This is a genomic window from Acinetobacter sp. RUH 2624, assembly GCF_000162375.2.
Classification (GTDB): domain Bacteria; phylum Pseudomonadota; class Gammaproteobacteria; order Pseudomonadales; family Moraxellaceae; genus Acinetobacter; species Acinetobacter nosocomialis.
In genome coordinates, this window is the sequence record NZ_KI391939.1 from 98,260 (window position 1) to 111,955 (window position 13,696).

At 39.0% G+C, this 13,696-nt stretch carries 13 protein-coding genes, 2 tRNA genes and 1 other RNA gene; 9 read left to right on the forward strand and 7 right to left on the reverse strand.

Features of this window, described 5'->3' with window-relative positions; translation table 11 throughout:
* The 4 genes from HMPREF0014_RS07230 to HMPREF0014_RS07245 all read right to left on the reverse strand — a co-directional run bounded on the left by HMPREF0014_RS07230 (position 1) and on the right by HMPREF0014_RS07245 (position 3,218).
* Positions 1–75, reverse strand: a tRNA-Gln gene (locus HMPREF0014_RS07230).
* Complete coding sequence (gene ispE, locus HMPREF0014_RS07235; protein ID WP_006581578.1) at positions 74–907, reverse strand: 4-(cytidine 5'-diphospho)-2-C-methyl-D-erythritol kinase; 834 nt, start codon at positions 905–907, stop codon at positions 74–76. The genes HMPREF0014_RS07230 and ispE overlap by 2 nt, the downstream gene beginning before the upstream one ends.
* An 18-nt stretch (positions 908–925) precedes the next feature.
* Entirely contained in the window at positions 926–1,504 is a 579-nt protein-coding gene (gene lolB / locus HMPREF0014_RS07240) for a lipoprotein insertase outer membrane protein LolB (RefSeq protein WP_006581579.1), read from the reverse strand.
* 4 nt (positions 1,505–1,508) lie between these two features.
* Positions 1,509–3,218: a tetratricopeptide repeat protein gene (locus HMPREF0014_RS07245; protein ID WP_006581580.1), complete on the reverse strand. Its 1,710-nt coding sequence runs from the start codon at positions 3,216–3,218 to the stop codon at positions 1,509–1,511.
* An 88-nt stretch (positions 3,219–3,306) separates the two neighbouring features.
* On the opposite strand from HMPREF0014_RS07245, the gene hemA reads away from it, so the two are divergent.
* Positions 3,307–4,590, forward strand: coding sequence for a glutamyl-tRNA reductase (hemA, locus tag HMPREF0014_RS07250; RefSeq protein ID WP_002050406.1), 1,284 nt, complete (start codon positions 3,307–3,309; stop codon positions 4,588–4,590).
* On the opposite strand, the gene HMPREF0014_RS07255 is transcribed toward hemA, so the two are convergent.
* Positions 4,587–6,452: a DNA primase gene (locus tag HMPREF0014_RS07255; RefSeq protein WP_006581581.1), complete on the reverse strand. Its 1,866-nt coding sequence runs from the start codon at positions 6,450–6,452 to the stop codon at positions 4,587–4,589. The two genes, hemA and HMPREF0014_RS07255, sit on opposite strands and share 4 nt — an antisense overlap.
* A 158-nt stretch (positions 6,453–6,610) precedes the next feature.
* Positions 6,611–7,732: an outer membrane protein assembly factor BamD gene (locus HMPREF0014_RS07260; RefSeq protein WP_006581582.1), complete on the reverse strand. Its 1,122-nt coding sequence runs from the start codon at positions 7,730–7,732 to the stop codon at positions 6,611–6,613.
* Positions 7,733–7,803: 71 nt separating this feature from the next.
* Between HMPREF0014_RS07260 and rluD the strand changes: the two genes are divergently transcribed.
* The 3 genes from rluD (at position 7,804) to HMPREF0014_RS07275 (ending at position 10,378) form a co-directional block, all read left to right on the forward strand.
* Complete coding sequence (gene rluD / locus HMPREF0014_RS07265; protein WP_006581583.1) at positions 7,804–8,856, forward strand: 23S rRNA pseudouridine(1911/1915/1917) synthase RluD; 1,053 nt, start codon at positions 7,804–7,806, stop codon at positions 8,854–8,856.
* A gap of 10 nt (positions 8,857–8,866) precedes the next feature.
* Positions 8,867–9,604, forward strand: a complete 738-nt coding sequence (gene pgeF, locus HMPREF0014_RS07270; RefSeq protein ID WP_006581584.1) for a peptidoglycan editing factor PgeF — start codon at positions 8,867–8,869, stop codon at positions 9,602–9,604.
* A 222-nt stretch (positions 9,605–9,826) separates the two neighbouring features.
* Positions 9,827–10,378, forward strand: coding sequence for a flavodoxin family protein (locus tag HMPREF0014_RS07275; RefSeq protein WP_004710280.1), 552 nt, complete (start codon positions 9,827–9,829; stop codon positions 10,376–10,378).
* 41 nt (positions 10,379–10,419) lie between these two features.
* Here HMPREF0014_RS07275 and smpB read toward each other — a convergent pair whose 3' ends face one another.
* Positions 10,420–10,896 carry an SsrA-binding protein SmpB gene (smpB, locus tag HMPREF0014_RS07280; RefSeq protein WP_001029798.1) on the reverse strand — a complete coding sequence of 159 codons (477 nt, stop codon included), beginning with the start codon at positions 10,894–10,896 and terminating at the stop codon, positions 10,420–10,422.
* A 135-nt stretch (positions 10,897–11,031) separates the two neighbouring features.
* On the opposite strand from smpB, the gene coaD reads away from it, so the two are divergent.
* From coaD to HMPREF0014_RS07300, 5 genes are all read left to right on the forward strand, one after another.
* Positions 11,032–11,523: a pantetheine-phosphate adenylyltransferase gene (coaD, locus tag HMPREF0014_RS07285; protein ID WP_006581585.1), complete on the forward strand. Its 492-nt coding sequence runs from the start codon at positions 11,032–11,034 to the stop codon at positions 11,521–11,523.
* A 1-nt stretch (position 11,524) separates the two neighbouring features.
* Positions 11,525–11,788: a YfhL family 4Fe-4S dicluster ferredoxin gene (locus tag HMPREF0014_RS07290; RefSeq protein ID WP_001979799.1), complete on the forward strand. Its 264-nt coding sequence runs from the start codon at positions 11,525–11,527 to the stop codon at positions 11,786–11,788.
* A 27-nt stretch (positions 11,789–11,815) separates the two neighbouring features.
* Positions 11,816–12,170: RNase P RNA component class A (rnpB, locus tag HMPREF0014_RS25185), an RNA gene on the forward strand.
* A 64-nt stretch (positions 12,171–12,234) separates the two neighbouring features.
* Positions 12,235–12,311, forward strand: a tRNA-Met gene (locus HMPREF0014_RS07295).
* A 148-nt stretch (positions 12,312–12,459) separates the two neighbouring features.
* Entirely contained in the window at positions 12,460–13,644 is a 1,185-nt protein-coding gene (locus HMPREF0014_RS07300) for a porin (RefSeq protein WP_006581586.1), read from the forward strand.
* Positions 13,645–13,696 lie beyond the last annotated feature (52 nt).

A 13,696-nucleotide genomic window follows, 5' to 3' on the forward strand; every position in this document is an offset into this window, starting at 1 on the left:
TGGCAGGGGCGGCTGGATTCGAACCAACGGATGGCGAGATCAAAACCCGCTGCCTTACCACTTGGCGACGCCCCTAACTTGCAACTTTAAAATGATGTAAAGGAGATTCTTTTAAACTACGTACCAAGTAAGCTTTACATGGTGCATGTTTAAGAATGTCATCAACATTCATTTCATTGGTTACTTCAGTAAAAACACAAGCACCTGTACCTGTAAGCTTTGCATGACCAAATTGATCAAGATATTGCATTGCTTCTTCAACTTCAGGGTATAACTTTCTAGCCAAAGGCTCAAAGTTATTTCCAAAATTAGAAGGTTCTAACTGATAGGCGCAAAATTTAGTGGTCTTAGTGTCTCTTGTCAATGTTTTTTGTGAAAAAAGCAATTGAGTGCTGATAAAACAATCAGGTTTTAAAATAATGAACTGTTTTTGATCTAAGTCTATGAATGTTAAATGTTCACCAATACCTTCAGCCCATGCATTTTTACCATAAATAAAAATAGGAACATCAGCACCAAGTTTTACACCATAGTCAGCAAGCTCTGTCTGAGTTAGGCCACATTGCCATAATTGATTTAAAACAATGAGCGTTGTGGCGGCATTCGAAGAACCTCCGCCTAGACCTGCACCCATTGGAATATTTTTTTCAATGCTAATGTGTAGGCCACACAATTTTTTTGCATGCGGTTTTAATATTTGAGCAGCCCGATAAATCAGATTCTGCTCAAGTTGAACCTCACCTAAACCTTCAATCTGGATTTCATCTTTCTCAATAGGGGAAAAAGTCATCCAGTCATATAAATCAATGAGTTGAAAAATGGTTTGTAATTCATGGTAACCATTTTCACGACGTCCCGTTATATGTAAAAACAGGTTGAGCTTGGCTGGAGAAGGAACTCGAATCATAGATTTATATAGTTAGACTTAACGGTTTTGGATAACCATTGTAATACGGTTTTCTTTATCTTCAGCAAGCGCCTGCTTTAAAACCAGTTTATTTGGTAAAGTTTGTTCACCATCATAACTAAAATTAACCGTCCAACCATCTTCGATGAGTTGGCTCACACGGTTTGCATTATCTTTGCTAATTTGGGCATTTAAAGTTGCAGGTTTTGCTAAAATCCAGCTGGTTAAATGAGTAATGGGGGCTTGCCAACCAGTTGCACGCTCTAAAAGCTCTTCAGGAGATGCTGCTGTAATAACGCCAGTTTTAGCGCTGTTTAGAGTGACTTCACCCGATTTTCCCTGAATTTGTGTTTTTCCAACACCTAAAATTCCACTTAACTCGATATCAAAATTATCTTGCTGTTGAATCCATGTGAAAAAAGCACTCCCACTTTGTTGGGGGGTACGCACTCCAATTTTACCTTGCAAATTGAAGTGTTTTTCATCTTGTACTTGGTGGGTAACTGCGGGTTTAGGCTGAGTAAAATGCTGACAACCGGTTAAGAATAATACACTTGATCCACAGATCGCTGTGCACAGTTGGGCAAGTTTGCTCATAAATTTAACTCTTTTTTACAGATGTAGGTAAAATTAACGCATCAAGCTGATGCAATTGTGGATCATTCGCGTGCTTTTGTTTCAGTTGTTGTAACACGGTACTAAATTGAGTTAACGATCCTTGCATATACAATGCTTTAGCGTAACGAATGCCAATATTTATGTTATGGCTGAGTTCATATGCTTTGCCTAAAGCTTCCGCTGCTGCTTCATAATCATTTTGTAAAAATGCAATATAGCCTAGCGTATCAAGAATTGAGGCTTGCTCAGGTGCATATTCCAATGCTTGTTCAGCATACTGTCGTGCTTCTTTTAATCTACGGTTTTGTAAAGCCAACGTATACGCATAAGCATTTAGATAAGTCGGACTATTCGGTTCTAACTGTAATAATTGCTTCAGTGTTTTATCAAGTTTGTCGCGGTCGGTATAAGGGTCTAATAATAAAACTTCTGCATAGATGAGTTCTGGATCATCTGGTAAGTTTTTGATCGCTTCATCTAATAAATTTAATGCAGCTTTTTTATTGCCCATCTTCTTTAAAATTTCAGCTTGAGCTTGATAGAGAAAGCTTGCATGCTGCGGATAATTGACTCGTTCTTGAGTTAAAAAACGTAATGCATCATGTAAATTTTCTTGCTTATCATAAATCGCAATAAGATTACGTCTGGAAACAATGTAAAGACTACCATCTACTAAACGGTAATAGGCTTTAGCAGTCTCATAGTGCTGTTTTCGTTCAGCATTGATTGCTAAGTAGTAATACGCTTCATTTTGATACTTTGCAGAGTTGCGTAAATCAACTAAATATTGTTCAGCTTTATCATATTGCTTCAGGTCAATACTGGTTAAGCCCGCAATAAATAATGCTTCTTCAGCACGAGGATTGCTCTCAATAATTTTTTCTAATTTTTCAAGAGCAAGCTGGGGCTGATTAATCTGAATGAGATATCGCACTTCAGCTAATCGAATATCTAGATTTTTCTTATATTTACGGCTGGATTTTGCATACCATTTTAAAGCACCTTCTTGATCACTTAGGGCAATCAACAGGTTGGCTTTCATTAAGATAAAACTGGTTACTTTAGGACGACGGCGTAGTGCACGATTAATGGTGTTTAGTGCTGGTTCTAATTGGCCATTTTGTGCTTCCAGATTAGCGATAAGCGCTAAAATAGAAGGATTTTCCTTTTCTGCACTTGAACGTAAAGCGGTTAATAAAACTTCTCGATCTTGTGCATTTTCGGGTGCAATACTTGCCAAAATTTGTTCAAGATCGGCAGTTGGATCTATTTTTAAAATTTTATCCAAAGTTTCAGCAGCAAGCTGATATTCATGTGTTTTTAATGCAATATGCGATAAATAAAACAAAGCAGGGACGTCTTTAGGCTCTTGAACGACCCAATGTATTGCGATATTCAGTGCAGCTTGTAAGTCGTTGTATTCAAGTGCAACATCTAAGGCACGCTGTTTAATGGTTGTTGAGTTACTTCTAATTGCAAGTACGGTGTAATTATGCAGTGCCGTAGGAATATCGTCATAAGCTAAGGCAAATTCAGCGACCATACTCTGTTGTAGAGCCTGATCAAATGAATGCACGGCATAGGTCTCTTGCAACGGACGTGCATAGACATATGAGGACATGCTACCTAACAATAAGAATGTGGTAGAATACTGTCTTATCGAAGCACCGTTAAAATTAATACGGCTATTCATTTGACGCAATTTTTATTGATCCAAAGTAATGCTTTTTATGACACCGATGTTGCACAATAGCATAAATTTAGCGAAATGATGATCTGATATGTCTTTCTTTGCATTGGGTGTCAACCATCAAACAGCTTCTGTAGAACTCCGCGAGCAAATTGCTTTCAATGCAGAGCGATTAAGTAATTTGCTTGCCGAGCAACGCCATCATGAGTCTTTAAAAGACTTAGTGGTTGTCTCAACCTGTAACCGTACAGAAGTCTACGCCATGGCGGAAGATGCCGAAAGCCTTCTGAAATGGTTAGCCGATGCCAATAATATTGATGTAAAGCAGTTAATTCATCATGTTTATCGTTACGAGAATGCTCAAGCGATCACACATTTAATGCGTGTTGCAAGTGGTTTAGATTCCTTAATGTTAGGTGAACCACAAATTTTAGGGCAGGTAAAAAATGCTCTAGCATTGTCTAAAGAAGCGCAGACGGTTTCTCCTGAGTTAAACAGTGTATTTGAATACGCTTTTTATGCGGCAAAACGTGTGCGTACAGAAACAGCTGTAGGTAGTCATGCAGTTTCAATGGGTTATGCTGTTGCACAATTAGCCTTACAAGTCTTTAGTAAACCTGAAAAACTCACTGTTATGGTGGTTGCAGCAGGTGAAATGAATAGTCTGGTGGCCAAGCACTTAGCGGAAATGGGTGTTGCCAAGATTATTATCTGTAATCGTAGCCGTGAACGTGCTGACCTGCTAGCTCAAGAAATTGCCCATCAAGTTGAAGTTGAGATTATTGATTTTTCAGCTTTATCAGAAAATTTATACCGTGCAGATGTTGTTTCAAGTTGCACAGGTAGTTTGCATCAAGTTATTGCGTATGCAGATGTTAAAACGGCATTAAAAAAGCGCCGTTATCAACAGATGTTAATGGTTGATTTAGCTGTACCGCGCGATATTGACCCTAAAGTGGAATCACTTGATGGCGTATATCTATACGGAGTTGATGACTTACAAAGTGTAATTGATGAAAACCTAGCCCAACGCCGTCAAGCAGCTGTTGAAGCTGAGGTGATGGTGAATCAATTAGCCACCCAACTGATTACACATCAAAAAGTCAAAGAAGCAGGCAGTACAATCCATGCTTACCGCCACCATAGTGAAGAAATTAGTCAGCAAGAACTTGCTCACGCTTTAGATGCATTGCACCATGGCGGCAATCCAGAGCAAGTACTCAAAGAATTTGCTCACCGCTTAACACAAAAGTTAATGCATCCAACGTCTATGTTGTTACGTGAAGCTGCTAAAGCAGAAAGTCCTGATTATTTCGAGTGGCTCCAACAGCATCTACAGGATGTATTTGATCATGAGCGAAAACCGAAACGTTAAGACAATAATCTTAAGCTAATTTGTTTGGTGAGCTCATTGAGTTGTTGTCTTAAGTTTCTTGACTCAACTAAAGAAATTTTAGATTTTAGCTTTTGACGTAAATATCTTTCTTGTAAGCCTAATGCATATTCTTTAGCGAGTTTATCTGCTACTTCTGGTGCTTGAGTTAATGCCTGAATATTAGTTCTTTGCATAATATCTGCAATTTCATGGCAATAACTGCTACATGCACCTAACACATAATATGTCGCTAACTCTTGGTCATCAGGCAATTCATCAAATATACGATTTAGAATTGCTAATATTTTAGCCAATAATTCATCTTGTGGAATATAAGCCCGTAATCCTTCAAAATGAATATAAAGAAACGGATGGTGCATCAAAATTGCGACAGCAAAGTCTTCATCTTTTGTCTGAATATTAAAAGATAACGAGGCATCGTGACTAATTTGCGGGGTAAAGCGCTTACCTAACCCTAACTTTTCACGGAAAGATTGGGTTAATAGATAACGGAAAGATCCCTGTTTGGGTAATAACTCGGTAAGTTCTCTTAGTTCGCCCATGACAAGACTTTTGCCCTCAGGCGTACTAATGTCATGTTGGCCAGTAAGATGGGCAAAAACAAAGTCAGAGAGCAGGGGCGCTTGCTGTAAAAGTCTTTGGAAGTTTTCGAGGCCTTCACGTCGAATTAATGAGTCTGGATCGTGATCATTTGGTAATACAAAGAACTTAAGCTCACGTCCATCATTTAGAAGTGGTAACGCAATTTCTAAAGTTCGACGTGCTGCTTTTTGACCTGCTATATCGCCGTCAAAGGCAATTGTAATTCGATTATTTTGTTTAAATAAAATATTAAGGTGTTCTGTATTACTTGCCGTTCCTAAAGTCGCGACAGCGCCTGTAATACCATATTGCTGTAAAGCAATAACATCCATATATCCTTCAACCATTAACCAGTCGTTAGACTTTAATTTTTTACCTTCATATAAACCATAAAGTAATTGGTTTTTATGGAAAACTTCTGAGTCTGGTGAGTTGATGTATTTAGGTTTAATTTCGTCATTGAGTGCACGACCACCAAAACCAACTACACGACCCTTCGGGTCTCGAATTGGAAAAATGACACGATCACGTAAAAGGTCAAAGTCACGACCACTATCGCTTGAACGGATGAGGCCAAGTTGCTTTAAGCCCTCAATATCATAAGGAAAAGCTTTTTCTAGATGCTGCCAGTCTTCTGGTGCATAACCTAAACGCCAGAACTGAATAGTCTGGTCACTTAAACCACGTTGCTTAAAGTAATTTTTGGCTTTTTGACTAGTCGGTAATTGATGCTCATAAAACTGGGCAACATTTTCTAGAAGGTCGTATAAATTACCTTCTTGTACAGGTTCCTCAAAATTAAATGGCTGTTCGAACTGGGCAAAAGGATCATCAAAATACACTGGTTCAAGTGTATTGTACTGATCATCTATAGGTGCTTGAGTACTGGGTTCAACAACTGTTTTTGCTGGAACTGGTGGTTTGGTAACCTGGCGTGTATAAGACAGTTTTTTATTATCGGTATTATCTTTGGGTAATTCGACACCTGCATTGCTCGATAACTCTTTCATTACATCGATAAAGTTTCGGTTATCAATATCCATTAGGAAACGGATGGCATTGCCGTTTGCTTGGCAACCGAAGCAATGATAGTACTGTTTATCGCGATAAACATGGAAAGAGGGGGTTTTCTCTTGATGAAAAGGGCAACAACCAGAATATGTTCGTCCGGTCTTTTTCAATTTCACACGTTGACCAATCAGATCGACAATATCTGTCCGATCTAGAATCTGATCAATCGTATGCTGTGGAATTGCCATAATTCAGATAACCGTGTTTAAACTAATGATGCGATAGGTCAGATTATTCTGACATGTTGAAACGAGATATGCCCGATAAATATTTTACTATTTTATAAAAACAAACAGGCAAGTCATATCACTTGCCTGTTTGTTGGTTATTTTTAAGCTGTTATGGCTTATTGAGCAGCGTCGTCCGGTTCAGTTGAAGATGCTGCAGGTGCAGTGGTTGCACCTTCTGCTGCTTTTTCAGGTTTATCAAGTAAACCGAAGCTTAAACGGTTAGTCCAGCTACGTTCAGTTTTTGGAGTCTCAACTGGTGCTTTTGTTGTTTCTTGAGTTTCTTCTTTGCCAGAATTACCAATTAAACCAAAGCTTACACGATTCAGTAGACTACGTTTAGGTTCTGTTTCAGTAGTCGTAGTATCAGGTGTTGTAGACTTAGATTCACGGCCGAGAATACCCAAGGTAGCACGGTTAATCCAGTTGCCTTCTTTACGGGCAGCACGCATGTTTACTGTACCATTTTTATTAACAAGACTAGGATAATTAAGCTTTAAAACTTCAATGTATTGTTGTGAAGTTGCTTTGTCACCCAACTGGTCATAGCTATATGCCAAAGTTGCTAATGCTTCTGGTATTTGAGGTGTTTGTGGATAGTGTTCAATAACCCATTGTGAACGCTCAGCTGCTGCAACCCATGCTTTACGTTTAACGTTAAAGCGTGCGGCATTCATTTCGCTTTCAGCAAGCTCTTGACCAATAAATTTCATACGCTGTGCTGCATCGACAGAATATTGGCTGCTTGGGAAGCGGCGAATCAGATCGACAAAGTTTTGATAAGCAACTTTTAAATAACTGATGTCACGGTGTGATTGTTGTAAAGACGTGTAGCGCAATAAACTGTCATAGTTCAGCTCCATGTTAGATACGCCACGTACATAGTAGGCATAATCTACATTTGGATGCTGAGGATTTAAACGAATAAAGCGTTCAGCTAGAGCAATCGCCCCTTCATAATCTTTTTGTTTAAATTTTGAATAGAGAAGTTCGAGTTGTGCTTGTTGCGCGTATTGTCCAGTTGGATAATAGGTGTCAATCGCTTCTAAAGATTTAGTAGCTTCAAGATATTGACCACGATCAAGAGATTTTTGGGCCTTTTCAAAATATGCTTGTTCACTAGATTGCGGGCCAGTATCGACCACTTCTTTTTTACTTGGATTGCTGCTACAGCCCACAAATGCAGACGCTACACCTAGAGATAAGGCAAGCATCGTAATTTTATAACGTGGTAGCGACATAAAAACTCCTCTGTTATGTTGGGCAATGAGCTACAATTGCGCTATTAAACCACTTTTATCTCAATGATCAAATGACTTCAGCACAATCTTCAAACACAAACTTCTCTGAAACCGACTTCAATTTACTTGAAGATTCTGAGGATGCAGATAACCATACTTCTGATACAACTGCAACACGTTTATCGTTGCAAGTTCAGTTAGATGAAAGCTACTTAGGGCAACGTATCGACCAAGTTGCAGCCATGGTGTGGAGTGAGTTTTCGCGTGAAAAGCTCAAGCAATGGTTGAAGGATGGCCATCTGTTGGTGAATGGTAACATTGTTAAACCTAAGCATCGTTGTGAAGGGACAGAGCTACTTACGCTCGAAGTTGAGCTTGAAGCTCAGACGACGAGTCAACCTGAAAACATTCCACTTAATATTGTTTATGAAGATAATGATATTTTAGTCATTAATAAACCAGTAGGGATGGTAGTGCATCCAGGAGCAGGTAATACCTCTGGAACTTTAGTGAATGCCTTGCTTTATCATTTTCCAAAATTGGCAGAACTTTCTCGTGCTGGTTTAGTACATCGTATTGATAAAGACACCAGTGGACTATTAGTTGTTGCTAAAACACTAGAAGCGCAATTTTCTTTAAGTAAACAATTGGCAAATAAGTCGGTTTATCGTGTATATGACTTAGTTGTTTATGGAAATATTATTGCTGGCGGTACGATTGATGAGCCAATTAAACGTCACCCAGTTGACCGTGTGAAAATGGCGATTTTACCGGGTGGGCGTGATGCAGTGACGCATTACAACGTAAAAGAGCGTTTTAAAGATTTTACTCGTGTGCAAGCTCGTCTTGAAACAGGCCGAACTCATCAGATTCGTGTGCATTTTAGTTATATTGGTTATGGCTTGATTGGTGATCAGGTTTATATGAACCGTGTACGTGTACCTGCTGGTGCATCTGAATTACTCATTGAAACTTTACGTGGTTTCAAACGTCAAGCATTGCATGCAGCTAAGTTGGGTTTAAAACATCCGCGTACTGGTGAAGAAATGTTATTTGAAGCACCTTGGCCTGAAGATTTTACTCAGTTGGTTAATGTGCTACGTTCAGAAAACGCTGCATATTAAGGACATGCATATGGAATTTGTTCAAGGTTTACCGCAAGGCGTATTTGTAGGGCAGACACGTGTTCAACATCCTTTGGCTTTGCCAACGGACCAAACCGAATTAACTGGGTTTAATCTTGCTTTACACGTTAAAGACGAAGCTGCACGCGTTCAGCAGCATCGAATGATGCTTTTAGACGAATTTGCTCAGTTCGGTGTTAAGAAAATGACATGGATGACCCAAACGCATAGTACGATTTGTCATACGGTAAATGAACAAATTCCCTTTACAGCATTAATTGGCGATGGATTGGTTACTCAAACCAAAGGTCATGCGTTAATGATGATGACAGCCGATTGTTTGCCTGTAGTACTTGGTAACGCAGAGGGCACTGAAGTTGCCAACTTACATGCAGGGTGGCGAGGATTGGCGGGCGGTATTATTGAAAATACAGTTGCTGCAATGCAAAGCCCTCCAACTTGGGCGTGGTTAGGAGCTGCTATTAGTCAACCTTGCTTTGAAATTGGAGCCGAAGTAAAAACTGCTTTTTGTAGTAAATATCCTGAATTGGAAACTGCATTTATTGATGGAGCAGCTCCAGATAAATTTCATGCAGATTTATACGCGATTGCTCGTTTTATTTTGCAAGGCCTTGGTGTTAAGCAAGTTTTAGGCGGCGATCAATGCTCATATCAACAGCAAGAAGAGTATTTCTCTTACCGCCGTGATGCTAAAACTGGCCGTATGGCAACTTTTGTTTTTATGTAATTTATAAAAATCGTATTTAATTTTAGAAGTACGATTGTTGTGATATTACTCCCTTATGTTATTTAAATTTAAAAATAATATAAGGGAGTTTTTTATTTTTTGTATTTTCAGTATTTACTTAAATAAACTGCTTAAAAGCTAATTTTTGATATTCTTAGATCACGGTTTAGCAACTTTTAATAAAATGATAAAATACAAAAAATCGCTAAAAATATTAAGCTTATGTCTTTGCCTGAAAAACATCTCTCTATCGTCTATCACAGTCCATATGGTCATACCGCAAAGGTAGCATCTGCTATTGCTGCTGGTGCACAAGTGATGGGTGTTAAAGTACATGTGATGAATATTGAGCACATTGACTGGGATGTTTTAGATGCTTCACAGGGTATTATTTTTGGTTCTCCAACATATATGGGGAGTGTAACTGCCGACTTTAAAAAGTTTATGGATAGTACCTCCAAACGCTGGAAAAATCGTTTATGGCAAGGCAAATTAGCAGCGGGTTTTGCAAATTCAGGTGGCTTGAGTGGTGATAAGCTAGCGGTTTTGCAACAACTTAATATTTTTGCGATGCAGCATGGCATGCTCTGGTCTGGTTTGCCTTTAATGACAACAGGCCATACCGAAACTGATTTAAACCGTTTATCGAGCTGTTTAGGTTTAATGACTCAATCAGATAATGCACCAGTTGAAATTACACCGCCACAAGGTGATTTAGATACTGCTAAATGGTTTGGTGAATATATTGCTGGACTTTTATATAGATTAAATTAGTAAAAAATAAAAAAGCCTCTTTATAGAGGCTTTTTAGTCTATTATTTATGAAATATACGGGCTTTATCACGTTGCCAGTCACGTTCTTTTTCAGTCGCACGTTTATCGTGGAGTTGTTTACCTTTCACGAGTGCAATTTCAAGCTTGACCAGATGACCTTTCCAGTAACATGCTAATGGAACGCACGAATAACCTTTTTGGTTCACTGCACCCATAAGCTTTTCAAGTTCACGACGAGATAATAATAATTTACGTGTACGTGTAGCTTCCGGCACGATATGTGTAGATGCAGAAAGGAGCGGTTGAATTTGCGCACCAAATAAAAATGCTTCACCGTTTTTAAAAATGACATAACTTTCTGTCAAACTCATACGACCAGCACGTAAAGACTTTACTTCCCAGCCGAGTAAAGACATGCCAGCTTCAAATTTTTCTTCGATAAAATAATCATGACGGGCACGTTTATTTTGTGCGATGGTTCCGCCATTATGTTTCTTTACTACTGTTGCTTTCGCCATAATTCAAACTTCCACAATTGCCCCTATTGTGCCGTAAACTGATGCCAAGGTGAAGTTTTTTCCCACATATCAATATTTCGCCTCATGTATAACTTTTGCTAAAATAGGTGCACAATACAATTAGAGTACTAGCGGATGTCTAAAACGCGTGTAATTTATCCTGGAACATTTGACCCTATCACAAATGGGCACGTTGATTTAGTTACTAGAGCATCAAGAATGTTTGATGAGGTCGTAGTAGCGATTGCAATTGGACATCATAAAAATCCTTTGTTCAGTCTAGAAGAGAGAGTTGCACTGGCACAGTCATCATTAGGCCATCTATCAAATGTTGAATTTGTAGGTTTTGATGGTTTATTGGTTAATTTTTTCAAAGAACAAAAGGCTACAGCAGTACTTCGCGGTTTAAGAGCAGTATCTGATTTTGAATATGAGTTTCAATTGGCTAATATGAATCGCCAGTTGGACCCACATTTTGAAGCCGTGTTTTTAACACCTTCCGAACAGTATTCTTTTATTTCTTCGACGTTGATTCGAGAAATTGCACGCTTAAAAGGTGATGTAACCAAGTTTGTTCCGCAAGCTGTGGTTGAAGCTTTTGAATGTAAACATCAACAAGGTTGGTAAAGTGTCGTTATATATCACCGATGAGTGCATAAACTGTGATGTTTGTGAACCAGTTTGCCCAAATGAAGCTATTTTTATGGGTGAAGTGATTTATGAAATTAATCCAGATTTATGTACCGAGTGCGTTGGTCACCATGATCAGCCACAATGTCAATTATTTTGTCCAGTCGACTGTATTCCTAAAGATCCGCAGCATGAGGAAACGGAAGAACAGCTATTAGACAAATATAAAAGATTAATTGCTCAAAAAAGCACAAGCAATTAGTGAATAAATTTGTTAATATGCGCCCTCGAAGTGAGCCGGATGGTCGCTGCTGTGGAGGTCTCCGTGACTGAAGCAGGAGAGGAAAGTCCGGGCTTCATAGGGCAGGGTGCCAGGTAACGCCTGGGCGGTGAAAGCCGACGGAAAGTGCAGCAGAGAGTAGACCGCCTCATTCGTGAGGTAAGGGTGAAAGGGTGCGGTAAGAGCGCACCGCGTGTCTGGTAACAGTTCACGGCATGGCAAACCCCACCAGAAGCAAGACCAAATAGGAATCCTAGGTGCGGCCCGTACTGGATTCGGGTAGGTCGCTTGAGCGTATGAGTGATTGTACGCCTAGAGGAATGACCATCCTCGACAGAACCCGGCTTATAGGCTCACTTCACCTCATTTTATTTAAAATTTTTCTTGACGCGCGGTAAAGAAGCTAAGATAATGCGCGCACAGTTTACGGCTATGTAGCTCAGTTGGTTAGAGCACCGCACTCATAATGCGGGGGTCACAAGTTCAAGTCTCGTCATAGCCACCATTTTACAGACCACGCTCCTGCGTGGTCTTTTTTTATGCTTATTTTTTGATTAAACACAGTTTGTAAAGGCCGACTTTATAGTTCTGGCATTGTTTGTCTAACCCAATTTCTTCATGTTCTTATAACACTTAACAAGGATGTTGAAGACATGAAAAGGTCATTATTATTTTTAGGAATTCTAAGCTTAACTGCTGGAGCACAAGTTTCTGCGGCTGATTTGAGTTGGGGTGATCCAACTTTAGATTCGGGTCAATTTAAAGTGTCTGGTGCGGTACGTTCCCGTTATTTACATAAGGACTATGTGGTTGGGGCCAATGAAGGCTCTCAAAATGATGACTGGCGACTCACAGATATTAAATTAGTGTTGGGTTACGAAAATCCAGATTGGATTGCGGGCTTAGATGCTCGTTGTTACCAATATAATCGCCTGTGTGATGCAACTTTTCTAAAAAAAGCATGGGCAGGTTATAAACTGTCTGACCAACAAAGAGTTACAGTAGGTTTACAACCTGTTGATTTTGGCTTTGGAGAATTTTGGGGCAGCAGTTATTACGAGACACTTTTAAATACCGTTGGTTTAGAAGATATTGATAATTTAGGAATTAAATATAAATTTGCAGATGATAAATATAATTTGACCTTAGGTTTTTATCCATCTGATGGTGGAAATTATAAGGGTACTTCAAAGGACTCAAGCCGATATAGCGGTAATTTTGTTGAAGCTGATGACTTGTCCAATGGCACTAATATTGAAGAAAAAAATATGTGGATTGGCCGCGCATCTAGAAAATTTGAAATTGATAAAGCTCAAAATTTTTCAACAGAATTGGGTGGTTCGTTTTGGTATTCTGATTTAGAAAATAAAAGAACAAACATAGATGGACATCGTAAGTCATGGAATGTGTTTGCTCAAACACAATACCAAGCTTGGCAATGGATGTTCTTAGCAGGTAAGCAAGATGTCACGAATGGAGATGATTTATTTCCAAATAGTTCAACTATTGGTGCTTTCGACTATCCATATCAAGTAGCGAATAAGGGTAAGTATTTGGTTAATGAAATTAATTACACCTTCGCTCAGCCATTTCATCAACTTACCAATATTAAGCCTTATATTTCTCATAGTCGCTTTTTCAAAGATGAGGATGGCTATAAAGACTCTGAGCGTTTAATTGCAGGCGTTTATTTTAATTACAAAGCCATTGGTATTCAGGGTGAATATATTATGAGTAAAAATGACCCAATGGTAGGTGGTGGGGCAAATGGCCTTGCACAAGGTAGCAGTAATGACTGGGATAAACTGTTTTATCTTTCAATTGGATATTATTTCTAAAAGTTAAAAGCAAACGATTACCCTAAGTGAATAGGCTCACTTAGGGCTTTTT

What these genes read in the sequence shown, in the direction of transcription:
- ispE (WP_006581578.1), bottom strand. Translation starts at nt 907, where the DNA reads ATGATTCGAGTTCCTTCTCCAGCCAAGCTCAACCTGTTTTTACATATA.
- lolB (WP_006581579.1), bottom strand. Translation starts at nt 1,504, where the DNA reads ATGAGCAAACTTGCCCAACTGTGCACAGCGATCTGTGGATCAAGTGTA.
- HMPREF0014_RS07245 (WP_006581580.1), bottom strand. Translation starts at nt 3,218, where the DNA reads ATGAATAGCCGTATTAATTTTAACGGTGCTTCGATAAGACAGTATTCT.
- hemA (WP_002050406.1), top strand. Translation starts at nt 3,307, where the DNA reads ATGTCTTTCTTTGCATTGGGTGTCAACCATCAAACAGCTTCTGTAGAA.
- HMPREF0014_RS07255 (WP_006581581.1), bottom strand. Translation starts at nt 6,452, where the DNA reads ATGGCAATTCCACAGCATACGATTGATCAGATTCTAGATCGGACAGAT.
- HMPREF0014_RS07260 (WP_006581582.1), bottom strand. Translation starts at nt 7,732, where the DNA reads ATGTCGCTACCACGTTATAAAATTACGATGCTTGCCTTATCTCTAGGT.
- rluD (WP_006581583.1), top strand. Translation starts at nt 7,804, where the DNA reads ATGACTTCAGCACAATCTTCAAACACAAACTTCTCTGAAACCGACTTC.
- pgeF (WP_006581584.1), top strand. Translation starts at nt 8,867, where the DNA reads ATGGAATTTGTTCAAGGTTTACCGCAAGGCGTATTTGTAGGGCAGACA.
- HMPREF0014_RS07275 (WP_004710280.1), top strand. Translation starts at nt 9,827, where the DNA reads ATGTCTTTGCCTGAAAAACATCTCTCTATCGTCTATCACAGTCCATAT.
- smpB (WP_001029798.1), bottom strand. Translation starts at nt 10,896, where the DNA reads ATGGCGAAAGCAACAGTAGTAAAGAAACATAATGGCGGAACCATCGCA.
- coaD (WP_006581585.1), top strand. Translation starts at nt 11,032, where the DNA reads ATGTCTAAAACGCGTGTAATTTATCCTGGAACATTTGACCCTATCACA.
- HMPREF0014_RS07300 (WP_006581586.1), top strand. Translation starts at nt 12,460, where the DNA reads ATGAAAAGGTCATTATTATTTTTAGGAATTCTAAGCTTAACTGCTGGA.